The sequence below is a fragment of the Sphingobium quisquiliarum P25 genome (assembly GCF_000445065.1).
GTDB classification, from domain to species: Bacteria; Pseudomonadota; Alphaproteobacteria; order Sphingomonadales; family Sphingomonadaceae; genus Sphingobium; species Sphingobium quisquiliarum.
The window spans coordinates 112,961-134,586 of record NZ_ATHO01000070.1; the positions used below are offsets into that span (position 1 = coordinate 112,961).

Sequence of the window (21,626 nt, forward strand, 5' to 3'; positions counted from 1 at the left end):
CAGGCTTAGCCCGACACAGGTTAAGCAATGTAGAAGGTCTGGCGCTGGCCTATTATGCCTCAGGCGACGCCCGAAGTCAGCTTGTTCGCGTAGAGCAGCCGCCCCGGTCCGAGCAGGCCGAGCAATTGCGGCAGCATATGACGCGCGACGGCAAAGCAGCCTTCACTGCGGCCGACCTTGCCCCAGGTGGCGATGTGGTTTTCGCTGACATAATCCGCGCCATGGATGACGATCGCGCGCATTTCGGCATTGTTGTTCTGCGGGTCGAGCCCAGCCAGGCGCATCGCCCGGCCATGCTGGCCTTCATAGATCGTGCCGGTCTTATACGCTCCCGCGCTGCTGGCCAGCGAGTTGGGTTCGTTGGAGAAGCTTTGCAGCCAGCCGGAATGTTCCGGGTCCGATCCCCGGCCGTGAGCCACCAGATAGGAACTGGCATGTCCGCCGACGAGATCGACGATATGGAAACGCAGTTCCCGCGAAGGAGCGTTGAAGTCCGCCAGCGCCACGCGGTCGCGCAGCTCGAACATATGCTGATGCTCGTCCAGCGCCGCCTTGGCGCGGTCGAGCAGCTTTGCATAAGGCTGGTTGGCAAGCGGTCCGGGGACCGGCGGCTTGGGGACGGGCGGCGGTGCGGGCTGTGGCGCCACGGGCATTGCGCGTCCGGCACTGTCGGCGAGAAATGAAAATGCGAACCCGCTTAAAGCGAGCTTCGTAAAACTACGGCGATCCATGGAACCTATATAACAAATCGAATGCCCCGCTCCAAGGGCAGGGATCAACGGCTGGCCGCCCGTCTGCGGCGAACGGCCAGCCTTTGCGTCAGTCCGTCGCGTTGCTGGCGTCGTCAGCGCTGCGGTCCAGCCGTGCGGTCATGCCAGTCGCTTCGGCATCATCCAGAATCTGCTGCTGTTCCGAAATGGACGGCGGCGGAGCAGGTTCGGGCGCTGACGCATTGTTGCCGGGCGGGGGCAGGGGCGCTTCGGGTTCCTCGACGATTACATTTTCCACCGGCGGTTCAACCAGATTGTTGACCACGGGTTCTTCTTCCTTCTTGCCGCAAGCGGACAGGGCAAGGGCGCCGGCGAGTGCGGCAAGAGCGATGATGCGCATGGATCAGTCCTTTAATGCGATGGCGGGCGATGGCGCGGCGGTGGGATCGAGACGGCGGCTCGACGCCTCGATCTTCTGGGCGAGCAGCTTGTCCCAGCCATAGGGATCGGAACGGAAGTTCATCGTGCCGTTGCTGCTGGCGAAGGCGGTCCAGTAGAGGAGGTAGACGGCGACCTCCTTGGGCAATTGCACCCGCTGGGTCTTGCCGGTGTCGATCAGAGTCTGGACCTTCCCCGCCAGATCAGGATTGCCAGCGACCATCAGCTCGGCAAGCGGCACCGGCTTTTCCAGACGGATGCAGCCGTGGCTGGCGAGCCGGTCGTAGCTGGCGAACTTGGCGCGCGCGGGCGTGTCATGCAGATAAACGGCGAAGGGATTGTTGAAGTCGAACTTCAAGCGGCCGAGCGCGCTGTTGGGACCGGCGGGCTGCACGATCCGTTCCCCGGTTTCGGGCGTGCCGACGATCTTGTAGCCCTGCCGCTTCAAGGCCGCGCGGCCCTTTGGCCACAATTCCTTCTTCGCGATCGAGGCGGGCACGTTCCACGGCGGATTGATGACGATCGAATGAATGCTGGACGACAGCATGGGCGTCGCATTGTCCGGCGCGCCGGTGACAGCGCGCATGGAGGTGATGGGCTGGTCGCCTTCGAACAGCGTCAGCACCGCCGCGGCGATGTTCACCTGCACGCGATTGACCGGCAACTGGCGCGGCATCCAGCGCCACCTTTCCATATTGGCCATGATGGCGGCGATGCGATCATCCACCGGCACGTTGAGTTCGCGCAGCGTACGCGTGTCGAGCAGCCCGGTCGGGTTGAGGCCATAGCGGCGTTGCGCCCGTTGCAGCGCGTCCACCAGATTTTCGTCCGGCTGCACGCTCTTGTCCTCGATCATCAGCCGCTTGCGGATGGCGTCAGGCGAGGATTTGGCAGTAAGCGTGGGCCAGCCGCCCTCATCCCGGATGCGTTCATAGGTGGCGAGCCCCCGGCGCAGGCCGTCATAGCCCGCATAAGGCGGCGTGAGGCTGCTCACCCACTGGGGCAGGCGGTCTTCGGCAATGGCGCGGGCGAGGCCGGGACGCGGATCGAACGGAGCGGGGCGAAGCGCCCAGATTTGCAGGAAGTCGGCCGTGTCGACGCGGCCGGTGCTGAGCGCCTTCGCCCGGTCAAGGACGGCGGATACCAGCGCATCGCCGCTCAGCCGCTGACTGGCCTTGCTCCGGGCCATCAATCCTTCCTTCGTGCCCCCTTTCAGCCAGTCGTTGAGCCAGCTTTCCTGCGCGGCCGACATGGGCGGGATCGGCACTGGCGGCATGACTGTGACCGGCGGCGGAGCGACGGGCTGCGTGGCGGGCGGCAGGGTGGGGGACACTGCCGGAGGCTGCGCCAAAAGGGGCGCGGCGGCCACGGCAAGCAGGGAAGAGACGGATAAACGGATCAAATTGGGACGGTTCATGCTGGACCAGATAGCGCAAAGCCCTCATCCTTCAAACTCGCCTTTGCGGAAAAATATGATGCTGCATGTCGTTCACCATCCCGCCTATGTCTCTGCGGCAACAGCGGGAAGCAGTTTCCGCTTCGACAAATATGGGCTGGTGATGGAGGCGCTCGCGCAAAGCGGAGCGGCGCTTCTGGTCCATGAACCTGCCCCCATGCCGCTGCCATGGATCGAGGCGGTGCACGATCCTGGCTATGTGGCGGAAGTGATGGCGCTGAACGTGCCGCGCGACAAGGAGCGCCGCATCGGCTTTCCGGTCACCGCGCATGTCAGGCGCCGCTCGCTTCTGTCGCCCGGCGGCACATGGCTGGCGGCGAAGCTGGCGCTGGCGCATGGCTATGCGGCCAATGCGGCGGGCGGAAGCCATCACGCGCTATATGACAGCGGCGCTGGATATTGCGTGTTCAATGACCTGGCCATTGCGGCCAACCGGCTGATCGCGGAGGCTGACGCGCGGCGCATCCTCATATTGGACCTTGATGTGCATCAGGGTGACGGGACCGCACAGTTGATGGCGGGCAGGGATGATGTCTTCACCCTGTCCATTCACGCCGAAAAGAATTTCCCGGTGCGAAAGGCACGGTCGTCGCTGGACATTCCACTTGCCGATGGGACGGATGATGATGGCTATATGGAGGCGCTGATGGGCGTATTGCCCAAGGTGCTGGACGCGTTCGCGCCCGATCTCATCCTCTATCAGGCGGGCGTGGACGCGCATGGGGAGGATCGTCTGGGCCGTCTGTCGCTGACCGATCATGGGCTTGAGCAGAGGGATCGCGCGGTGATGCGGGAGGCGAGGCGGCGCGCCATTCCCGTCGCCAGCACCATGGGCGGCGGCTATGGCGCTGACCGCATGGCGATCGCGCGGCGGCATGCGGCCTGCATGGTCCGGCTGGCGGAGGAATGCCTGCGCCATGCCCCCGCATGAGCCGGAGCATGGCGCGGAGCCGGTCAGTGCATGGTCGAAGGAGGCACGACCGCCTCCTGCCTGTGACCCATCACCCTGGCGGCGATCAAACCGGCGGCGGCGAGCGCGACGAAATCGCTGAACGCCAGATAGAGCATGTAGCCCCACGGCGCATGGTTGAAGACCGACTGTCCGATATGCAGCCATAGCACGGCCGCGATGGCGAACAGGATGGTCAGACGCGCGCGGCTGCCGAAGCCGGCGGCGACGAAGCGCAGCGCAAGGGCGATCAATATGCCGACCGCGAGCGCCAGGATGAACCCGCCGATCAGCGCTGCGCTGTCGGTGACGGGAAAGCCGCTGCTGTTATAGAAGACGGTGGCGACCGGCCCCCTGCCGTAAAGTATGGTGCCCTGTGCGGTTGCCGGATCGGGGATGACATAGACGCCCGTGCCATTGGGAGTGAGCGCCTGCGCCAGCGCCGCCTGGAGGTTGGCGCTCGCCTGTCCATCGGCGCGATGATAGGCGAGGGCGCTCAGCGGCGTGCCCCAGAATATGAAGCCGATGATGTACATGGCGATGCCGCCCACTACGCCGCCTGCGATCGACCTGACCATATACGCTCCTGTCCCTGTTAGCGATGTGACAGGAGGAACGCTGCGGAGCCGGAATATTTCCGGCGCTAGGCTTGGTCGCTCGCGCGTGCAGCCTTTTCAGCAATCCCCGAAACGCCTTCGCGCCGGTCCAGTTCGTCCAGCACGGCATCGAACGGAACGTCCAGATCGGCAAGCAGGATGAGCAGGTGGAACAGCAGGTCGGCGCTTTCACCGATCAGACCCTCACGGTCGGCAGCCATGGCGGCGATAACCGCCTCCACCGCTTCTTCGCCGACCTTCTGCGCGATCTTGGCACGGCCACGGCCCGTCAGCTTCGCCACATAGGATTGGCCGGGGTCGGCGGTCCGCCGTTGATGGATGGTCTTTTCAAGGTCGGACAGGGTAGAGCGCATGGCGTCTTTCAAAGCCTCAGTCGCGTGGGGGCGTCAACCGAAAGTTGGTTTCAGCCCCTGCGGACCGGAACGCCTGCTGCGGCCAGCGCCGCATGCGCTTCCGCTACCGTATGCTGGCCGAAATGGAAGATGGACGCGGCCAAGACCGCACTGGCATGGCCTTCGATCACGCCTTCGACCAGATGCTGGAGCGTTCCCACGCCGCCGCTGGCGATGACGGGGATCGATACCGCATCGGCAATGGTGCGGGTAAGGGCAAGGTCGTATCCCGCCTTTGTCCCGTCGCCGTCCATCGACGTGACCAGCAACTCGCCAGCGCCAAGCTCCGCCAGGCGGATCGCATGTTCCACCGCATCGATGCCGGTTGGCTTGCGGCCGCCATGGGTGAAGATTTCCCAGCGGTTCGCGGCCACGCGCCGCGCATCGACCGATCCGACGACGCACTGGCTGCCGAAGCGATCTGCTATGTCGGCGACGACTTCGGGCCGGGATACGGCGGCGCTGTTGACCGCCACCTTGTCCGCTCCGGCGAGCAGCAGGGCGCGCGCATCGTCCGGGCTGCGAACGCCTCCACCGACTGTCACAGGCATGAAGCAGACTTCGGCCGTGCGGCGGACCACATCCAATATGGTGCCGCGCGCTTCATGGGTGGCGGTGATGTCGAGGAAGCAGAGTTCATCCGCCCCGGCCGCGTCATAGACGCGCGCCTGCTCCACCGGATCGCCAGCGTCGCGCAGGTCCACGAAGTTGACGCCCTTGACCACGCGGCCATTGGCTACGTCCAGGCAGGGGATGACGCGGGTGCGGACTGTCATCGGCGCGCCTTCTTCCAGCAGCAGGCGGTGGAGAAGCTGGTCACGCCGCCGCCTTTGCGACCGACAGGGCGGTCTTGAGATCCAGCCGGCCGTCATAGAGCGCGCGGCCGGTGATCACGCCTTCAATTCCCTCGTCGGCATGCAGGCTGAGCACGCGAATATCGGCAATGCCAGCAACGCCGCCGCTGGCGATCACCGGGATGTCCGTGGCCCGCGCCAAGTCAACGGTCGCATCGATGTTGCAGCCTTTCAGCAAGCCGTCGCGGCCGACGTCGGTGAACAGCAGGCTGGCGACGCCCGCATCCTCGAAGCGGCGGGCAAGGTCGGCCACGGGCATGTCGGACTTTTCCGCCCAGCCGTCCGTCGCGACAAAGCCGTCCCGCGCATCGACGGCGACGACGATGCCGCCGGGAAAGTCGCGCGCAGCGGCTTTGACGAACTCCGGGTCCTTGAGCGCAGCGGTGCCGATGACGATGCGGGACACGCCAAGGTCGAACCAGCGCTCCACCGCTTCCCGGTTGCGGATGCCGCCGCCGAGCTGCACATGACCGGGGAACGCCTCCACTATGCGCTCGACCGCCTCCGCATTGACCGCGCGGCCAGCGAAACTGCCGTCGAGATCGACCACGTGGAGATGCTGGGCGCCAGCTTCGGCGAACAGCAACGCCTGCGCGGCGGGATCGTCACCATAGACGGTGGCGCGGTCCATGTCGCCTTCTGCAAGGCGAACGACCTGTCCGGCCTTGAGGTCGATAGCGGGGAAGACGATGAGCGACATTCTATTATCCAGAAAAGCCAAGAGGAGCGATCGCCCGCGTAAAGCTGCCTAACGTCACGGACGCCACTCCAGGAAGCGGGAGAGGAAGGAGAGGCCGTAAGCCTGGCTCTTTTCCGGGTGGAACTGACAACCGATCACCGTGTCGCGCGCGACTGCGGCAACCAGCGGGCCGCCATGCTCCGTCACCGCAGCGACATCGGCCGGGTCCGTCACTTCAAAATGATAGCTATGCAGGAAATAGGCTTCTCCGGCTGCGAGCAGCGGCGGCGATCCCTGAAGGATCACATCGTTCCAGCCCATGTGCGGCACCTTGATCGCGGGATCGGAGGGCTCGATCAGGCGAACGGTTCCGGGAATCCAGCCAAGCCCCTCATGCCGCCCGAATTCCTCGCCTGCTTCGGCGAGCAGCTGCATGCCGACGCAGACGCCAAGGAAGGGGGTGCCATGGCCGTGGACCGCATCGTTCATCGCCTCGACCATGCCGGGGATGGCCACCAGCGCGTCGCGGCAGGCCCGGAACGCGCCGACGCCCGGCAGGACGATGCGGTCCGCCCTGGCTACGGCATCGGGATCGCCGGTGATGACGACATCGTCCGCACCCGCCTTGCGCAGGGCGTTGTAGACCGAATGAAGGTTGCCCGCGCCATAGTCGATGAGGGCGAGCGCGGTCACAGCATCCCCTTGGTCGAAGGAATGGCGTCGGCCTTGCGCGGGTCGATCTCCACCGCCTGCCGCAGCGCGCGGGCAAGCCCCTTGAAGCAGCTTTCCACGATATGGTGGTTGTTGCTGCCGTAGAGATTTTCGACGTGCAGCGTGATCCCGGCGGCCTGCGCGAAGCTGTGGAACCAGTGCTCGATCATCTCGGTATCCCATTCGCCCAGGCGCTGGACGGTGAAGGAAGCCTTGAACACCAGCCAGGGGCGGCCGGAAATATCGAGCGAGACGCGGGTCAGCGTTTCATCCATCGGCGAATAGACGCTGCCGTAGCGGGTGATGCCGCGCTTGTCGCCCAGAGCCTTTGCCACCGCCTCACCAATCGCGATCGCCGTGTCCTCGGTCGTGTGGTGCTGGTCGACATGCAGGTCGCCGACCGTCTTCACATCCATGTCGATCAGCGAGTGACGCGAGAGCTGTTCGATCATATGATCGAGAAAGCCGATCCCGGTGGACACGGCATAGACGCCCGTCCCATCCAGGTTGAGGGTCACGTCGATCTGCGTTTCCGCAGTGTTGCGGTGAATTTCGGCCGTGCGCATGGCTGCGCCCTATACCCAAGTGGGCGCTCTATGCAATGTGGCGTTGCATGATGGGGCGCACTTGACCAGCGGCGTCGCGCCGTTAGGACATTCACCCATGAGCGAAGACCTGCCCGACAGCCTGATTCCCTATGATGAAATCGTTCAGGAGGCGCTGCGGGCCGTGGTCGGCCGCGTGCTCGGCGAAGTGGAACGATCCGGCGGCCTGCCGGGCAACCATCATTTCTACATCACCTTCAAGACGCAGGCGGTGGGCGTCGACATTCCCAGGCATCTGGTCGAGCGCTTTCCCGACGAAATGACCATCGTGCTCCAGAACAAGTTCTGGGACCTGAAAGTCAGCGAGGACGCGTTCGGCGTCAGCCTGACCTTCAACCAGGTGGCGGCCCATCTCCATATCCCGTTCGCCGCCATCACCGCCTTTGTCGATCCGGCGGTCAACTTCGCCCTGCAATTTCAGGTGCAGGCGGATGAAGCGCCCGAACCGCATGAAGAGGCCGAGAATGACGCGCCTCAGGTCAAGAGCGAAGACGGGTCGAACGTCGTCACGGTGGATTTCGGCAAGAAGAAATAGGGGCTGGCGGACTGCGGGTCCGTTCCCCAGATTGGCCGCGTCCCGGATGAAAGAGGGGAGTGCGCCTTGACTGACACCCGTATCGAAACCGACAGCATCGGCCCCGTCGATGTGCCCGCAGATGCCTATTGGGGCGCGCAAACACAGCGCAGTATCGAGAATTTTCCTTTCGGGGCCGAAGAACGCATGCCCATAGGCATCGTTCATGCCCTCGCCATCGTGAAGCAGGCGGCGGCGCGGGTGAACCGGCTGCACGGGCTGGACAGCTCCATCGCCGATGCGATCGAAGCCGCCGCGCGGGAGATCATCCAGGGGCGGCACGATGATCAGTTTCCGCTGGTCATCTGGCAGACGGGCAGCGGCACCCAGTCGAACATGAACGTCAATGAGGTGATCGCCGGGATCGCCAACGAGGCGCTGACTGGCCAGCGCGGAGGCAAGGCGCCGGTTCATCCCAACGATCATGTCAATATGAGCCAGTCGTCCAACGACAGCTTTCCCACGGCACTGCACATAGCAGCGGCGCGGGCGGTCACCGGCGCATTGTTCCCGGCGCTCGACCGGCTGCACGACGCATTGGACGAGAAGGCGAAGGCATGGGCGGGAATCGTGAAGATCGGGAGAACGCATCTTCAGGATGCCACTCCGCTGACGCTGGGGCAGGAATTTTCCGGCTACGCTCACCAGCTTTACCGCTGCCGCAAGCGGATAGAGCCTGCCGCGCTGCATGGGATGATGGCACTGGCGCAGGGAGGAACGGCGGTGGGCACCGGCCTCAATGCCCCCGATGGCTTCGGCGCGGATGTGGCGAGGGAGATCGCCGCCATCACCGGCATGCCGTTCCGCACCGCCGACAACAAGTTCGAGGCGCTCGCATCCAACGACCCGCTGGTGCATTTGTCCTCCACCCTGGCGACGCTGGCGGTCGCGCTCACCAAGGTCGCCAATGACATTCGCCTGCTGGGCAGCGGGCCGCGATCGGGCCTTGGAGAGCTGGACCTGCCCGCCAACGAGCCGGGCAGTTCGATCATGCCGGGCAAGGTCAACCCGACCCAATGCGAGATGCTGACCATGGTCGCCGCTCAGGTGATCGGCAATCATCAGGCGGTGACCGTGGGCGGACTTCAAGGGCATCTGGAGCTGAATGTCTTCAAGCCGATGATCGGCGCGGCGGTCCTGCGATCCATCCATCTGTTGAGCGTTGGAATGGACAGTTTCGCACAGCGCTGTGTCGAGGGGTTGGAGGCGAATGAAGGGCGCATCGCCGAACTGGTCGACCGGTCCCTGATGCTGGTGACGGCGCTTGCCCCCGAGATCGGATATGACAATGCCGCGAAGATCGCCAAACATGCGCATGCGAACGGATTGACGCTCAAGGAAGCCGGGCTGGCGCTGGGTCTTGTCGATGAAGCGGCGTTCGACCGATTGGTGCGGCCGGAAAATATGGTGTGACGGTGGCGGAACCGCGCGGGGTTCGATACATTGACGCATCATGAAGAAGAAGCCCCTTGCCTCTCAACCGCTTGTCACCATTCGCCCGCCGCGCAAGGCGGGGCTGCTGCGAAAGACGGCGCGCCTGGGCGCTACCGTCGTTGCCGCGCGAGTCGCGGCGGCGACGGGCAAGAAGGGGGTGGTCGGGCTGATCGCCGGAGTCGGGGCCAAGCGGGTGATCATGCGTTACCCCATGGGCGCCTTGTTCGTGACAGGCGCTTATCTGGCGGGCAAGGCCTATGAGGCGAAGCGCGAGGCCGATCGCAAACGGGCCGTGCGCGCCCTGCCGGACAAGAGCGGCGAACAGGTCCTGATCGAAGCGCCCGCGCCGGACAAGAGCAGCGCATCCTAAAGCGCCGATTGCCATTGCTTTACGGCCTCGATGGGCCACGCCAGCATCAGTACGTTCAGCGTCAGATTGTCGCGGATCACATAGAGCGCGACCAGTTCCATCGCGATGGCGGCAAGGATGGTGACGGCGGCCGGGGCGCGGGCGGCGAACAGGAAGCCCAGCGTCATCATCCCTATATCGCTCATGGAATTGATGATGGTGTCGCCGCTATAGCCAAGCGCGATCGTGGCAGTGCGGTAGCGATCGATGATGATGGGGGAGTTTTCCAGTATCTCCCAGGCTGATTCGATCGCCACAGCCAGCGCGAGGCGAGGCCCCAGCGGCTGGCGGCGCATCAGCAGGCGCGCGGCCGCGTAGAAGAGGAAGCCGTGGATTATATGGCTGAGGCTGTACCAGTCGGCGATATGCTGGCTGTTGCCGCTGTCGAGCGCGCCATGCCACAATTCGATGTGGCCGCAGGTGCAGATTGGCGGACGCGCCATCAGGAACAGCAGGGCGCAGGCCAGCAGCGCCACGGCGGCGGCGATCAGGAATCCGCGCCGGTTTCGCGCCCGTTTGCTTTTCGACAATTGCTTTCCCCCTCCGCGGCCCCTTGCCAAATCCCGCTCGCGGCGTCACTAGCGGCCATGGCCGACAGCATTCCCACCGAAACGCCCGATTTCAAGCGGCGCGGCGTGCTCTTCGTACTTTCGTCTCCCTCCGGCGCGGGCAAGTCCACGATCGCGCGCAAGCTGCTGGCGGCCGAGCCTGACCTTGCCATGTCGGTATCGGCGACCACCCGCCCGATGCGGCCGGGGGAGGTCGAGGGCCGCGATTATCATTTCGTCGATCTGGAAGAGTTCCGCCGGATGACGGCGGACCATGAGTTTCTGGAATGGGCGCATGTCTTCGGCCAGCGCTACGGAACGCCGCGCGCGCCGGTCGAAGCGATGTTGAAAAGCGGGCGCGATGTCCTGTTCGACATTGATTGGCAGGGCGCGCAGCAGTTGCACCAGATCGCCGGTGGCGACGTGGTGCGCGTCTTCATCCTGCCGCCATCCATGCAGGAACTGGAAAGGCGTCTGCGCGGCCGGGCGACCGACAGCGAGGAAGTGATCGAGGGCCGCATGTCGCGCGCCGCCAACGAGATCGCGCACTGGGACGGCTATGACTATGTGCTGTGCAACGTCGATGCGGACGATTGCTTCCGGCGAGTCCAGACCATTCTGCATGCCGAGCGGATGAAGCGCAGCCGCCAGACGGGCCTGATCGGCTTCATCCGCAAGCTCAGCCGCTACCATCAGGAAGACTGAGCAGGCGCTTCGAATCCGGCCGGGTCCACCCATTGGGGGTGCACCAGCGCCATCACCTTGAACAATGTGCCCATGGCGTCGTCAGCGGTCAGGCGGTGGCGGGCGGCTTCCACATCGGCGGCGCGGGCGGGCGTGGTGCGCGCGAGCTGATCGGCGCGGGCGTCGATGCCGAGCTGGCGCAGGAATTCGCCCTGGCCGACCGGTCCGAGCACACGCAACCCCGCCTGCCGCGCCATGTTGCCGATCATGGTGAAGTCGACATGAGTGGTAAGATCGCTCTCGCCCGGATCGGCGAAGGGGTCGGCGAAACGATGCCCGCGCACGGCCTGCAACGTGTCGCCGACCGCAGGGCCTTCATAGCCATAGTCGATGATGATCGCGGCGCCGCCCTGCCGCGCGATGCGGGATGCGAGGTCGAGGGCGATCGCTGCTCCCGCCATCGGCACTTCGAGGATGGAGCCTTCCGGCGCATCGGCGGCGATCGCCGGAATGCCCGATTCAACGCGGCGATAGCCCGGCATGGGGAGGAAATGATCCTCATCATCCACGGTGGAGCGGATCACGACCCTCTCGCGCCATTCATTGCCGGCTCGCACATATTGTCGAACGGGCAGGGCATCGAAAAATTCGTTGGCAACGACCAGTAGCGGGACATTATCCGGCAATCCGGCGACGTCATCGCAATGGCGGGCGTTGGGAACGGCCGCCTGCTGGCGTTCGCGCAAGGTGGGGCTGGTCTCGACAAAGCGCACTTCGGGAGTGAAGCCGACGCTGGCCATGGCGCGAAGGGCGTCGGCGGCCAGCGTGCCGCGTCCGGGGCCGAGTTCGGCATAGAGAGAATGCGGACGGCTGCCGGAGCGCATCCAGACATCGGCGAGGCAGAGGCCAACCAGTTCGCCGAACATCTGGCTGATTTCCGGGGCGGTCGTGAAATCCCCGGCGGCGCCCAGCGGGTCGCGGGTACCGTAATAATGCTGGTTGGCCTCAGCCATATAATGGGCGATCGTGATCGGACCGCCGGAATCGATCTGCCGCGCGAGCCTTTGGGCAAGCGTCAGCGCGTCAGCTGACACTTGCGCTTCCCGCGATGGGTTCCACACGCACGCGGCGGCCTTTTGCCGTGACGATCAGATAGAGGCCGCCCACGATCATCGGCACGCACAGCCACTGACCCATGTGGAGGCCGGTACGGGCGGCGAATTCCATCAGTTGCGCGTCGGCTTCCCGATAAAATTCGACGCAGAAGCGGAAGAGGCCGTAGCCGAGCAGGAAAATGCCCACCAGCATGCCCGGCTTGTAGCGCGCCCGCGTCTTCCAGAAGGCGAACGCCAGGATCAGGAACAGCAGGAGGCCTTCCAGCGCGGCTTCGTAAAGCTGGCTCGGGTGGCGGGGGAAGGGGCCTCCGGTCGGGAAGACGATCGCCCAGGGGACATCGGTTTCCTTGCCCCACAGTTCGCCATTCACGAAATTGGCCAGACGGCCGAAGAAGAGGCCGAAGGGGACGCAGCAGGCGACATAATCATGGATGCGCAGCCAGCTAAGCTTTTCCTTGCGCGCCATGTAGAGGATGCCGAGCGAAACGCCGACAACGCCGCCGTGGAAGGACATGCCGCCATTCCACAGCTTGAAGATGTCGAGCGGATTGCGGAGGATTTCCGGCTGGTAGAAGAGGACATAGGCCAGCCGCCCGCCGATGATGATGCCGAGCGTCGCGTAGAAGATCATGTCGTCGGCATGCCGCCGCGCCATGGGCGATCCGGGCTGCGCGACGAGCTTGAGCAGATACCAGTAGCCGACGAGGATGCCCGCGAGATAGGCGAGGCTGTACCATTTGAGCGTGAAGAAGCCGAGGTCGAGCGCAACGGGGCTGAGCCCCAGCTGGTCGAAATGGATGGCGCCGGACGCTGCGGCGGCAAGGTCTAGGATCAACTTATCGTTCCCCCTTGGGAAATTCGCACCCGCCATAGATCAGGTCGGGGGGAATAGGAAAGGGGCAAGGCACGGATCAGGGTGACAAAGGTGACACGATGAAGGCGCAGAAAAGCGCCATTTCCTGGAAATTTTCCTACAGATTTCCGCGCCTTTTTTTCGTCCGCGCGCGGGGCAGCGGCCGCCGGGAGCAAGTTAGGAAGTGACGTTGTCCGCTATATCCTCCGCCAGGCGATCGAGTTCGGCGGGGGGGCGCCTCTTGCTGATCAGCGCATAGGCGAGATCGCCCTCCTGCCAGTAGGCGACGGTCTTGCCGTCGCGGGTGAGCACGGCGGGCTGGGCGGGGGCGACATGATCGTCGCGGATGGCGAAGAGCGAGATGGGACGGCTTTTCCCGTTCGTGATGATCATGTGCAGGCTTGGCCCGCTGTCGGAGGGGAACAACTGGGCATCGGTGATGCGCCAGCCCGCAGGCAATATGGGAAGCGCTATGCGCGCCGACGATCCGACCTCGCCCGCATTGAACGTCGCGGCGGGGGAGCGGCGCAGATGCTGCCGCATTTCCGCGACCTGAAAGGATTGCAGCGCTTCCTCGACGAAATTCTCCTCCGCCTGGGCCGGTTTCACGAAGGGCTTGCTTTCGAAGGCGAACCAGCCGGTCGCGAGCGCCAGCATGGCTGCGGCGGCGCGTGGAAGATAGGCAGGGCGCGGCGCTCTGCGCGCGGGCGGGGCGGCACCGATGCCGGGGGAGCGATGCCGCCTGCGCGCAGCGGCGGGCGCTGGCAGACGGGCGGCGGCAGGATTGCGGTGGAATATGGCGTCGAAATGCTGCCCCGTCTCGTGCGGGCCGGCGCGGGTGAAGCCGTGCTGGCGCAGCAGGCCGAATATGGCCTCTGCGCTGGAGCCGTAGCGGCCGAGATTGCGGTCGTCGATCTCCACCACCACGCCCTTGGTCTGCGGCAGAGCGAGGATGGGCGCCAGCCCCTGGAGCGCGGCATGTTCGAACCCTTCCACATCGATCTTCACCGTGACCCGGCGATCATCGATAAATGCGAGCAGGCCGGGAAAGTCAGTGATGGACAGGGACATGATCCGCTCGCCCGTTTCGACCGGCGCATGGGCGATGGCGAAGCGGCCGGAATGGCCCGCGCTGCTGTTGTCGAGCAGGTCTGGCCGGGTCAGGGAGGATAGCGCCATGTTGAACGGCAGCACGTTGCCAAGGCCATTGAGGCCGATATTCCTCACAAGCTTGGTGAAAGTGCCGAAACAGGGTTCGAACGCCATGACCAGACCATCCGGCCCCACACGCTCCGCCGCGAGCAGGCTGAAAACGCCACAATTGGCGCCGACATCGATGAAGCAATCGCCCGGCCGAAGGCTTTTCACCTCATTGGCGACCCGTTCCCCATATTTGCCTGACAGGCCGAGCAGATGGGTGCGGTCGCCAACGTCGAAGCCGAGATGGACATCGCCATAGCTGGACCGGACCGGCGTGCCGTCCAGCACCGGGGCAAAGGGCCGGAGCAGCCGCCATTTCCCACGGAAAGGCGGAAGGCGATGAACATAGAGGTTCAACAGCCAAGACCGAATCAGGCTCGTACCGGGCATCAGCGCACCTCGCTTCAATCCTCCACAGGTCTAGGCGGCTGACAGCCCTTATGGTGAACTTTTCCGAGGTAATCCCGTGGCGGGCCATGCCTGCGCGTGGCCATTGCGCCGGATTTGCGGTGAGACGGGGCGGAGCGAAGATGCATCGCCTGCCCGGCAGGGCCGCTGGCCCCCGGCACTACCGATCGACAAGCTCATGAGGAGTGGAGGCGGCGCGAAAGCGTTACTCATTCCGGCTAAAGGCGGATCATCCCAACAAAAAAGCCGCCCGGTGAGGGGCGGCTTTCCTGCTTTTCGATCCGGGAAGGAAGATCAGGCTTCTTCGGCCGGAGCTTCTTCTTCCGCTGCGGCGGCGATTTCGCCCGGTTCCGCGTTGGGATCGTAATCTTCGGTGAAGCCGCTCTCGTCCTTTTCGAACAGGTCGGCCATCACGTCCACGCCCTGGGCCTGGAGGTCGGCTTCTTCCGGCGAGCGGGCGACGTTCACGGTGATGGTCACCGCGACTTCGGGGTGCAGCGCGACCTTGACGTCGAACACGCCCAGCGTCTTGATCGGGCGTTCCAGCACGACCATCGACTTGGTGACGTTGCTGATGCCTTCGGCCTGCAACGCTTCGACCACGTCACGAACGGCGACCGAACCATAGAGGTGGCCAGCGTTGGACGACTGGCGGATGAGGACGATCTGCTTGCCGTTGACGCCTTCGGCAGCCTTTTCGGCGTCCGAGCGGCGGGCGGCGTTGTCCGCCTCGATCTTCGCGCGGTTGGCTTCGAAGACCTTCTTGTTGGCGGCGTTGGAGCGCAGCGCCTTCTTGTTGGGCAGCAGGAAGTTACGGGCATAGCCGTCCTTCACGGTGACGACGTCGCCGATGGCGCCCAGCTTCTCGATCCGTTCGAGGAGAATGATTTCCATGGAGATTACTCCCTCACTTCACGATGTAGGGCAGCAGGCCCAGATGACGGGCGCGCTTGATGGCCTGGGCCAGTTCACGCTGCTTCTTGGCGGACACCGCAGTGATGCGGCTGGGAACGATCTTGCCGCGTTCGGACACGAAGCCCTGAAGCAGACGGACGTCCTTGTAATCGATCTTCGGCGCATCCTTGGCGGCGAAGGGGCAGCTCTTGCGGCGGCGGAAAAACGGGCGTGCCATGTTTCAGATCTCCTTATTCGCCGGCGGCTTCTTCGCGATCGCGGCGCGGGCCACGGTCGCCACGATCTTCGCGCGGGCCACGATCGCCGCCACGGGGACCGCGATCACCGCGATCGCCACGCTCCTGCTTGCGCATCATGACGGACGGGCCGGTTTCCAGCTCATCGACCTTGACGGTCATGTAGCGGATGACGTCTTCGTTGATCTGGGTCTGGCGCTCCAGCTCGGCCACGACACCGGCGGGGGCGTCGATGTTGAGCATGACATAATGCGCCTTGCGGTTCTTCGCGATCTTGTAGGCGAGGCTGCGCAGGCCCCAGGTTTCCACCTTGGTCACCTTGCCCTGATTATCCTCGACGATCTTGGTGGCGGTTTCCGCCAGCGCGTCCACCTGCGCCTGTGCCAGATCCTGGCGCGCAAGGAACACATGCTCGTAAAGAGCCATGGGTATTGCCTCATCTGTTGGCCGATCGCTGACGCCCACCCCATGTGGAACGCCCCTCCGGCTGTCGTCTCAAGCATTGATCCGCAGGGGCGCCGAGTCACCCGGCGTCATGCGAAGCGGGGCCTATGGCGGAAACGGGTCCGCTTGGCAAGGGTCAAGGCCGGTGCATCTCCGCCGACCCGATGAAATGCGCTCGGGTGGAGGGGCCAGCCTTATCGAGCAGGGCGTCGACCTTGTGCCTGAGGCTTTCGGACGGGTGCGCCGGGTCGTCATAGGCCATGCCCCAGTCGCCGAATTCGCGTGCCGCAATGTCCTGCCTGCGCAGCATCACGAGGGCGCGGTGCCTGCCGTCCCGGCCGATCCGCTCATAGATCCGTTCGACATTCTGCCTTGGCCCTTCAAGCACCTGAAGGAAGCGCCTGCCGTTGAAGAGAAGCAGGCCGGTCACATCGTCACGGCTGTTCCGTACGGCCGCGTCCTGCGCGATCTGCGCGCATTGGGCGGGCGGGACGGGGCTGGCCGCGCTGCTGATATACATGATCTGGTACAAGGACATTCCGGTTCCTAACGCATCGCTCCCCCGAACCGCCCAAGATAGCCGCAAAGGCTTTCCATATTATGTTTGACATGGATCAGGAAACGCCCCGGCGAGACTGGCTCGCCGGGGCGTTCGACGCAGGAGTGGGGAGACGCTTTACCGGATCACATTACCGATCACCGCGCCGATGATCCCTCCTGCAATGGCGACGAGGACCGCGTCATTGCCGGAGCGGACCCAGTGATAGCCGCGCGGCGGGGAGGAGAGGCGGTAGGCGCGATAGTCGTTGATCACGCGGTAGTCGCGGGCATAGCGGCGGTCGAAGCGCTGGCCCTTCGCCCAGCGGCGATGGTCGTTTTTGCGGACGACCGTCTTCTGCTTGTAGACGGTGCGGCCGTGCGGGCCCTGCTTCACGACGCGGGTGACTTCCCGGTGGGGGGCGGCCTGCGCCTGGGCGGCGAGCATGGGGCTGGCCACCATGGTGGTCGCGGCGAGGCTCATCAGCAGTTTCTTGATCATCATGACTTGGCTCCTTGTCTTGAACTTTCGCGCCGTTGCTGCGGCGTTGAAGACAGATTTAGGAGGCAGTTGTCGCAAGGATGTGCCGGGGCGCGGGGGAAGTGTCGGAAAGTGTAATGGGGTGGGGGTGCGCGCTTTTCCCCTTCCACCTCCCCATCTTGTGATGGGGAGGAGTGGGGCTATTCGTGGCGCAGGGCGTCTATCGGGTTGAGCGCGGCGGCCCGGCGGGCGGGGAAATAGCCGAAGACGACGCCGATCGCCGCCGAAAAGAGGAAGGCGATCAGGTTCACGCGCGGGTCGAAGATGAAGGGCACCTGCATCAGCGGGGCGATGGCGACCGAGGCGATGAGCGCGAGGAAGAGGCCGATCAGCCCGCCGAGGCAGGACAGGACGATCGCTTCCACCAGGAACTGCATCAGCACCTCGCGCGCGACGGCGCCGATGGCGAGGCGGATGCCGATTTCGCGCGTGCGCTCCGTCACGGAAACGAGCATGATGTTCATGATGCCGATGCCGCCCACCAGCAGGGAAATGGCGGCGACCGCAGCCACGATCTGGGTCAGGATGGTGGTGGTGCCGGTCAGCGTGTCGCTGATCTGCTTGGTGTCGAAGACGTTGAAATTATCCTCCGCGCCCGGCTTAATCTTGCGCCGGTCGCGCATCAGTTCCTCCAGGCTGGCCTGCACGGTGGAGGTGTCATAGGCGTCGTCCACCGCGATCATGATCTGGCTGATGTCGCGGTCGCCGGTGAAGCGGCGCTGCACGAACTTGATCGGCATGACGACGACATCGTCCTGATCGCCAAAGCCGCCCTGTCCGCGCGTGGCCAGCGCGCCGATCACCTGACAGGACACGCCCTTGACGCGCAGGCGCTTGCCGACAGGATCGCTGCCCTGGAAGAGGTTCGTGCGCACCGTGTTGCCGATGATGCAGACGGGCTTTCCGGCTTCCTCCTCCTCCGGCATGAAAAGGCGGCCGGTGTCGGCCTTCCAGCTTTGCACCTCGAAATAGGATGCAGTGGTGCCGTAGACGGTGGTGGACCAGTTGCTGCCTTCGTAGATGGCGGTGCCGCTCGACTGGACGAGGGGCGCGACGGCGCGGACGCCGGTCAACTGGTTTTCGATCGCGGTGAGGTCGGCGGGCTTGAAGTCGGGCGGGCGCGGGCCGCCGCCGCCACGGCCGAAACCCTGGCCGGGACGCAGTTGCAGGACATTGGCGCCAAGCGAACTGATTTGCTCCCGCACGGCGGCCGTCGCGCCGTTGCCCAGCGTCACCATGGTGACGACCGCCGCCACGCCGATGATGATGCCGAGCGTGGTGAGAAAGCTGCGCAGCTTGTGCCGGTTGATCGCGCGGAAGGCGAGGATGACGGTGGTGCCTAGCATGATGCTGACTGCCTCTGTTCCGTTCGGGCTGAGCGAAGTCGAAGCCTGGCACTGAGCGGAGCGAAGTGGCCTCGACAAGCTCGGCCGAGCCCTTCGACAGGCTCAGGGCGAACGGATGTGGGACGGTAAATCACGCCGCCGCCACCCCTTCCTCGATCCGCTCCACCAGCCCGTCCTTGAAGTGGACGATGGTGCGGGCGAAGGCGGCCATGTCGGGCTCGTGCGTGACCATGAGGACGGTGATGCCGCCATTGCGGTTGAGGTCGGTCAGAAGCTCCATGATCTCGATGGAGCGTTCCGAATCGAGGTTGCCGGTGGGCTCGTCCGCCAGCAGCACGTCCGGCTGGGTGACGATGGCGCGGGCGATGGCGACGCGCTGCTGCTGGCCGCCGGACAGTTCGGCCGGGGTGTGATCCCACCAGTCCTTGAGGCCCACCTTGTCGAGCGCGGCCATCCCCGCGTCATAGCGGGTCTTCCTGTCCTCGCCGCGATAGAGGAGGGGCAGTTCCACATTCTCCAGCGCGGTGGTGCGGGAAAGCAGGTTGAAGCCCTGAAAGACGAAGCCGAAATAGCGCCGTCGCAGCAGGGCGCGCTGATCGCGGTCGAGCGTTTCGACATGGCGGCCCTTGAACAGGAACTCCCCGCCCGAAGGCACGTCGAGGCAGCCGAGGATGTTCATCGTCGTTGACTTGCCGGAACCGGACGGACCCATGACGGCCACGAAGTCGCCCTGCGCGATGTCGAGGTCGATGCCCTTGAGCGCCTGGAAGGCCGTGGGGCCGGAGCCATAGACCTTCGTCACGCCGCGCAGGGAGATGATGGGATCGGCGGGCATCGAATCAGGTCCCGCTCTGCCTGCCGGTGCCGCGCGCTTCGCTGCCCTGCGGCGATGTCGGAGCAGGGGCGATGGGCGCGGTTTCGGGCGCTGCGTTGCCGCTGTTGCCGATCTGTCCGGCGGTGGCGGGGCGGCCGTCCGTAGCGGGGTTGCGATTGCGGTCGCGGGGCTGGTTGCCCTGACCTTGACCCTGGCCGCCGCCATTCTGGTCTTCGGGCGGCGCTTCCTGCCCGGCGGCGAGCTGGCCGGTGATGACGCGCATGCCGGGTTTCAGGTTGCCGCTGGTGATGACCGTCCGCGCGCCGTCGCTGGCGCCGACGACGACCTGGATCGCCTTGGGCTTGCCGTCTTCTCCCACGACATAGACGGTCTGGCTGCTGCCCGCGCCGAAGCTGGTCTGGCGGTTGTTGCCGCGCCGGAAGCGGCGGGGGCCGGGGACGATCTGGCTGGTGATGCCGCCGCCCTGGCCTGCATCGGCGCTGGGCTTGAAGCGCAGTGCGGCGTTCGGGACGAGCAGGACGTCCGCAAGCTGTTGCGTCACGATGTCGGCAGTGGCGGTCATGCCGGGGCGGAGGATCTGGTCCTTGTTATCCACCGCGAGGACGGCGGTGTAGGCGACCACGGTGCCGGTGGTGGAAGCGGCGGTGCTGCTGCTCGACGAGCTGGAGGAGGAACTGCCCGAAGCGTTGGAGCCGACATTCACCCGCGTCACGCGCGCGGGGAAGCTGCGTCCGGGGAAGGCGTCGACGGAGAAGGTCGCGGCCTGGCCTTCCTTCACCTGGCCCACATCGGCTTCGTCGACCGACACTTCGACTTCCATCTGCGTCAGGTCCTCGGCAATGGTGAAGAGGACGGGCGCGTTCAGCGATGCGGCGACGGTCTGCCCCGGTTCGATGTCGCGGGACAGGACGACGCCGGTCACCGGGGACACGATCTGCGCGATCGACAGGTTGGTCTGCGCCGTCGAAAGCTGGGCGCGCGAGACGTCGACCTGGGCCTGCGCGGCGCGCAGCGTGCCGAGCGCGGACTGATAATCGGCGCGGGCGGCGTCCAGTTCGGTCTTGGCGGGCACGCGGCCGCCAGAGAGCCGGTAGACGTTGAGCTGCCGGTCGAGCGTCGCCCTGGCGAGAGCGGCCTGAGCCTGCGCCTGCGCGACGCTGGCCTGCGAAGCCGCGACCTGCGCCCGGTTCTGCGTTACAGTGTCGACAAGGCGGCGGGTGTCGAGTTCGGCCAGCCTCTGCCCCCGCGTCACGCGATCGTTGACGTCGACATAGACAGCGGTGATCTTGCCCGACTGTTCGGAACCCACGTCCACCTGATTGATGGGCTTCAGGTTGCCGGTGGCCGATACGGTGACGGTCAGGTCGCCGCGCCGTACTTCGCGCGTGGCATAGTTGGGCTGGTCCTCGCCGGAAAAGCAGCGGGCAAGGAGCAGGATGAGGATCAGCAGCGCGACGCCGATCGCCCCGCGCACGACCCATTTGCGCCATGGCCCGGCGGGCTTTGCGCCCAGGAAATCGTCGAGGTCCTGATCTTTGGTCACATCGTTGCTCATACGGGCGGTGTTTCCATATTCTGCCAGCCGCCGCCCAGCGCGCTGTAAAGCTGGGCGATGGCGAGCGCCTCATCCGCCTGGGCGGAGGCGAGGCTGTTGCGCGCGTTCAAAAGAGTGGTTTCGCTGGTGGAGAGCGTCTGGAAGTCGATGAGGCCCGCCTGATACTGGCTGCGCGCGAGGATCGCGGCATTGTTCGACGCTTCAAAGGCGACGGAGAATTCCGCCTTGCGCGCGCGGGCGCTGTTGAGCGAGGCGATGGCGTTTTCGACATCTTCGAGCGCGGTCAGCACATTCTGCTTATAGGCGGCGAAGGCGCCCTCCGCCGCCGCGCGTTGGGAGCGGACCTGCGAGGCGAGGCGGCCGCCGTCGAATATGACCTGCGCGACATTGGCGAAGATGCCGCCGGTGATGACGTCGAACAGGCTTTTGAAGGCGGTCGCGCTGGTGCCGATATTGCCGCTGATGCCGAGGGCCGGATAAAGTTGCGCCTCGGCGACGCCGATGCGGGCGGTGGCGGCGGCCAGGGCGCGTTCGGACGATCGCACGTCCGGCCTCTGGCGCAACGTGTCGGCGGGGATGCC

Annotated in this window: 27 protein-coding genes; 5 read left to right on the top strand and 22 right to left on the bottom strand. The window is 65.1% G+C overall.

Translation table 11 applies throughout. From position 1 onward, the window contains the following. Positions 1 to 59: 59 nt before the first annotated feature. The 3 genes from L288_RS30410 to L288_RS30420 form a co-directional block, all read right to left on the bottom strand. On the bottom strand, positions 60 to 731 hold the full coding sequence (locus tag L288_RS30410) for a murein L,D-transpeptidase catalytic domain family protein (RefSeq protein ID WP_031304265.1): 672 nt from the start codon (positions 729 to 731) through the stop codon (positions 60 to 62). Between the two features lie 88 nt (positions 732 to 819). Continuing rightward, complete coding sequence (locus tag L288_RS30415) at positions 820 to 1,110, bottom strand: hypothetical protein (protein ID WP_021237969.1); 291 nt, start codon at positions 1,108 to 1,110, stop codon at positions 820 to 822. A 3-nt stretch (positions 1,111 to 1,113) separates the two neighbouring features. Further along, positions 1,114 to 2,565, bottom strand: a complete 1,452-nt coding sequence (locus L288_RS30420) for a L,D-transpeptidase family protein (protein WP_021237970.1) — start codon at positions 2,563 to 2,565, stop codon at positions 1,114 to 1,116. A 58-nt stretch (positions 2,566 to 2,623) separates the two neighbouring features. On the opposite strand from L288_RS30420, the gene L288_RS30425 reads away from it, so the two are divergent. After that, entirely contained in the window at positions 2,624 to 3,535 is a 912-nt protein-coding gene (locus L288_RS30425; protein WP_031304266.1) for a histone deacetylase family protein, read from the top strand. A 23-nt stretch (positions 3,536 to 3,558) separates the two neighbouring features. On the opposite strand, the gene L288_RS30430 is transcribed toward L288_RS30425, so the two are convergent. The 6 genes from L288_RS30430 to hisB all read right to left on the bottom strand — a co-directional run bounded on the left by L288_RS30430 (position 3,559) and on the right by hisB (position 7,372). Beyond that, positions 3,559 to 4,131, bottom strand: a complete 573-nt coding sequence (locus tag L288_RS30430; RefSeq protein ID WP_021237972.1) for a hypothetical protein — start codon at positions 4,129 to 4,131, stop codon at positions 3,559 to 3,561. Between the two features lie 65 nt (positions 4,132 to 4,196). Further along, positions 4,197 to 4,523, bottom strand: coding sequence for a phosphoribosyl-ATP diphosphatase (locus L288_RS30435; RefSeq protein WP_021237973.1), 327 nt, complete (start codon positions 4,521 to 4,523; stop codon positions 4,197 to 4,199). 50 nt (positions 4,524 to 4,573) lie between these two features. Next, positions 4,574 to 5,338: an imidazole glycerol phosphate synthase subunit HisF gene (gene hisF / locus L288_RS30440; RefSeq protein ID WP_021237974.1), complete on the bottom strand. Its 765-nt coding sequence runs from the start codon at positions 5,336 to 5,338 to the stop codon at positions 4,574 to 4,576. Positions 5,339 to 5,378: 40 nt separating this feature from the next. Then, the gene (gene hisA, locus L288_RS30445; protein WP_021237975.1) at positions 5,379 to 6,116 is read right to left on the bottom strand and encodes a 1-(5-phosphoribosyl)-5-[(5-phosphoribosylamino)methylideneamino]imidazole-4-carboxamide isomerase; all 738 of its coding nucleotides are present in this window, start codon (positions 6,114 to 6,116) and stop codon (positions 5,379 to 5,381) included. Between the two features lie 54 nt (positions 6,117 to 6,170). Next, the gene (hisH, locus tag L288_RS30450; protein WP_021237976.1) at positions 6,171 to 6,788 is read right to left on the bottom strand and encodes an imidazole glycerol phosphate synthase subunit HisH; all 618 of its coding nucleotides are present in this window, start codon (positions 6,786 to 6,788) and stop codon (positions 6,171 to 6,173) included. Then, a complete protein-coding gene (gene hisB, locus L288_RS30455; protein ID WP_021237977.1) occupies positions 6,785 to 7,372 on the bottom strand; it encodes an imidazoleglycerol-phosphate dehydratase HisB in 588 nt (195 codons plus the stop codon). The genes hisH and hisB overlap by 4 nt, the downstream gene beginning before the upstream one ends. A gap of 97 nt (positions 7,373 to 7,469) precedes the next feature. On the opposite strand from hisB, the gene L288_RS30460 reads away from it, so the two are divergent. The 3 genes from L288_RS30460 (at position 7,470) to L288_RS30470 (ending at position 9,789) form a co-directional block, all read left to right on the top strand. Next, positions 7,470 to 7,946 carry an SspB family protein gene (locus L288_RS30460; RefSeq protein WP_021237978.1) on the top strand — a complete coding sequence of 159 codons (477 nt, stop codon included), beginning with the start codon at positions 7,470 to 7,472 and terminating at the stop codon, positions 7,944 to 7,946. A 66-nt stretch (positions 7,947 to 8,012) separates the two neighbouring features. Continuing rightward, positions 8,013 to 9,398 carry a class II fumarate hydratase gene (gene fumC, locus L288_RS30465; protein WP_021237979.1) on the top strand — a complete coding sequence of 462 codons (1,386 nt, stop codon included), beginning with the start codon at positions 8,013 to 8,015 and terminating at the stop codon, positions 9,396 to 9,398. Positions 9,399 to 9,438: 40 nt separating this feature from the next. Next, positions 9,439 to 9,789: a hypothetical protein gene (locus L288_RS30470; protein WP_021237980.1), complete on the top strand. Its 351-nt coding sequence runs from the start codon at positions 9,439 to 9,441 to the stop codon at positions 9,787 to 9,789. On the opposite strand, the gene L288_RS30475 is transcribed toward L288_RS30470, so the two are convergent. Beyond that, positions 9,786 to 10,358: a DUF2585 domain-containing protein gene (locus L288_RS30475; protein ID WP_021237981.1), complete on the bottom strand. Its 573-nt coding sequence runs from the start codon at positions 10,356 to 10,358 to the stop codon at positions 9,786 to 9,788. The two genes, L288_RS30470 and L288_RS30475, sit on opposite strands and share 4 nt — an antisense overlap. A 57-nt stretch (positions 10,359 to 10,415) precedes the next feature. On the opposite strand from L288_RS30475, the gene gmk reads away from it, so the two are divergent. Further along, positions 10,416 to 11,081, top strand: a complete 666-nt coding sequence (gene gmk / locus L288_RS30480) for a guanylate kinase (RefSeq protein ID WP_021237982.1) — start codon at positions 10,416 to 10,418, stop codon at positions 11,079 to 11,081. Here the strand turns inward: gmk and L288_RS30485 are convergent. The 12 genes from L288_RS30485 to L288_RS30535 all read right to left on the bottom strand — a co-directional run. Continuing rightward, positions 11,069 to 12,154: a class I SAM-dependent methyltransferase gene (locus L288_RS30485; RefSeq protein WP_021237983.1), complete on the bottom strand. Its 1,086-nt coding sequence runs from the start codon at positions 12,152 to 12,154 to the stop codon at positions 11,069 to 11,071. The two genes, gmk and L288_RS30485, sit on opposite strands and share 13 nt — an antisense overlap. After that, the gene (gene lgt / locus L288_RS30490) at positions 12,144 to 13,046 is read right to left on the bottom strand and encodes a prolipoprotein diacylglyceryl transferase (protein ID WP_021237984.1); all 903 of its coding nucleotides are present in this window, start codon (positions 13,044 to 13,046) and stop codon (positions 12,144 to 12,146) included. Before lgt ends, L288_RS30485 begins: the two co-directional genes overlap by 11 nt. 159 nt (positions 13,047 to 13,205) lie before the next feature. Further along, a complete protein-coding gene (locus tag L288_RS41945) occupies positions 13,206 to 14,618 on the bottom strand; it encodes an FkbM family methyltransferase (protein WP_021237985.1) in 1,413 nt (470 codons plus the stop codon). A gap of 312 nt (positions 14,619 to 14,930) precedes the next feature. Next, complete coding sequence (gene rplI, locus L288_RS30495) at positions 14,931 to 15,530, bottom strand: 50S ribosomal protein L9 (protein WP_021237986.1); 600 nt, start codon at positions 15,528 to 15,530, stop codon at positions 14,931 to 14,933. A gap of 13 nt (positions 15,531 to 15,543) precedes the next feature. Continuing rightward, positions 15,544 to 15,768, bottom strand: coding sequence for a 30S ribosomal protein S18 (gene rpsR / locus L288_RS30500; protein ID WP_004212076.1), 225 nt, complete (start codon positions 15,766 to 15,768; stop codon positions 15,544 to 15,546). Positions 15,769 to 15,781: 13 nt separating this feature from the next. Further along, positions 15,782 to 16,213, bottom strand: coding sequence for a 30S ribosomal protein S6 (gene rpsF / locus L288_RS30505; protein ID WP_021237987.1), 432 nt, complete (start codon positions 16,211 to 16,213; stop codon positions 15,782 to 15,784). A gap of 154 nt (positions 16,214 to 16,367) precedes the next feature. Then, positions 16,368 to 16,769 (bottom strand): BLUF domain-containing protein, encoded by a 402-nt coding sequence (locus tag L288_RS30510; RefSeq protein ID WP_236613013.1) that lies wholly within the window; start codon positions 16,767 to 16,769, stop codon positions 16,368 to 16,370. Between the two features lie 138 nt (positions 16,770 to 16,907). Beyond that, entirely contained in the window at positions 16,908 to 17,270 is a 363-nt protein-coding gene (locus tag L288_RS30515; protein WP_031304267.1) for an RcnB family protein, read from the bottom strand. Between the two features lie 179 nt (positions 17,271 to 17,449). Further along, positions 17,450 to 18,655 (bottom strand): ABC transporter permease, encoded by a 1,206-nt coding sequence (locus L288_RS30520; RefSeq protein WP_021237990.1) that lies wholly within the window; start codon positions 18,653 to 18,655, stop codon positions 17,450 to 17,452. Between the two features lie 130 nt (positions 18,656 to 18,785). After that, the gene (locus L288_RS30525; RefSeq protein WP_021237991.1) at positions 18,786 to 19,490 is read right to left on the bottom strand and encodes an ABC transporter ATP-binding protein; all 705 of its coding nucleotides are present in this window, start codon (positions 19,488 to 19,490) and stop codon (positions 18,786 to 18,788) included. Between the two features lie 4 nt (positions 19,491 to 19,494). After that, complete coding sequence (locus L288_RS30530) at positions 19,495 to 21,045, bottom strand: efflux RND transporter periplasmic adaptor subunit (protein ID WP_021237992.1); 1,551 nt, start codon at positions 21,043 to 21,045, stop codon at positions 19,495 to 19,497. Beyond that, on the bottom strand, positions 21,042 to 21,626 hold a 585-nt coding region (locus L288_RS30535), incomplete at its 5' end, for a TolC family protein (protein WP_021237993.1). The genes L288_RS30530 and L288_RS30535, both read right to left, overlap by 4 nt.

Coding starts and splice junctions, on each gene's coding strand:
- L288_RS30410 (WP_031304265.1), bottom strand. CDS start 731: ATGGATCGCCGTAGTTTTACGAAGCTCGCTTTAAGCGGGTTCGCATTT.
- L288_RS30415 (WP_021237969.1), bottom strand. CDS start 1,110: ATGCGCATCATCGCTCTTGCCGCACTCGCCGGCGCCCTTGCCCTGTCC.
- L288_RS30420 (WP_021237970.1), bottom strand. CDS start 2,565: ATGAACCGTCCCAATTTGATCCGTTTATCCGTCTCTTCCCTGCTTGCC.
- L288_RS30425 (WP_031304266.1), top strand. CDS start 2,624: ATGCTGCATGTCGTTCACCATCCCGCCTATGTCTCTGCGGCAACAGCG.
- L288_RS30430 (WP_021237972.1), bottom strand. CDS start 4,131: ATGGTCAGGTCGATCGCAGGCGGCGTAGTGGGCGGCATCGCCATGTAC.
- L288_RS30435 (WP_021237973.1), bottom strand. CDS start 4,523: ATGCGCTCTACCCTGTCCGACCTTGAAAAGACCATCCATCAACGGCGG.
- hisF (WP_021237974.1), bottom strand. CDS start 5,338: ATGACAGTCCGCACCCGCGTCATCCCCTGCCTGGACGTAGCCAATGGC.
- hisA (WP_021237975.1), bottom strand. CDS start 6,116: ATGTCGCTCATCGTCTTCCCCGCTATCGACCTCAAGGCCGGACAGGTC.
- hisB (WP_021237977.1), bottom strand. CDS start 7,372: ATGCGCACGGCCGAAATTCACCGCAACACTGCGGAAACGCAGATCGAC.
- L288_RS30460 (WP_021237978.1), top strand. CDS start 7,470: ATGAGCGAAGACCTGCCCGACAGCCTGATTCCCTATGATGAAATCGTT.
- L288_RS30470 (WP_021237980.1), top strand. CDS start 9,439: ATGAAGAAGAAGCCCCTTGCCTCTCAACCGCTTGTCACCATTCGCCCG.
- gmk (WP_021237982.1), top strand. CDS start 10,416: ATGGCCGACAGCATTCCCACCGAAACGCCCGATTTCAAGCGGCGCGGC.
- lgt (WP_021237984.1), bottom strand. CDS start 13,046: ATGGCGGGTGCGAATTTCCCAAGGGGGAACGATAAGTTGATCCTAGAC.
- L288_RS41945 (WP_021237985.1), bottom strand. CDS start 14,618: ATGCCCGGTACGAGCCTGATTCGGTCTTGGCTGTTGAACCTCTATGTT.
- rplI (WP_021237986.1), bottom strand. CDS start 15,530: ATGGAAATCATTCTCCTCGAACGGATCGAGAAGCTGGGCGCCATCGGC.
- rpsR (WP_004212076.1), bottom strand. CDS start 15,768: ATGGCACGCCCGTTTTTCCGCCGCCGCAAGAGCTGCCCCTTCGCCGCC.
- rpsF (WP_021237987.1), bottom strand. CDS start 16,213: ATGGCTCTTTACGAGCATGTGTTCCTTGCGCGCCAGGATCTGGCACAG.
- L288_RS30510 (WP_236613013.1), bottom strand. CDS start 16,769: ATGTCCTTGTACCAGATCATGTATATCAGCAGCGCGGCCAGCCCCGTC.
- L288_RS30515 (WP_031304267.1), bottom strand. CDS start 17,270: ATGATCAAGAAACTGCTGATGAGCCTCGCCGCGACCACCATGGTGGCC.
- L288_RS30520 (WP_021237990.1), bottom strand. CDS start 18,655: ATGCTAGGCACCACCGTCATCCTCGCCTTCCGCGCGATCAACCGGCAC.
- L288_RS30525 (WP_021237991.1), bottom strand. CDS start 19,490: ATGCCCGCCGATCCCATCATCTCCCTGCGCGGCGTGACGAAGGTCTAT.
- L288_RS30530 (WP_021237992.1), bottom strand. CDS start 21,045: ATGAGCAACGATGTGACCAAAGATCAGGACCTCGACGATTTCCTGGGC.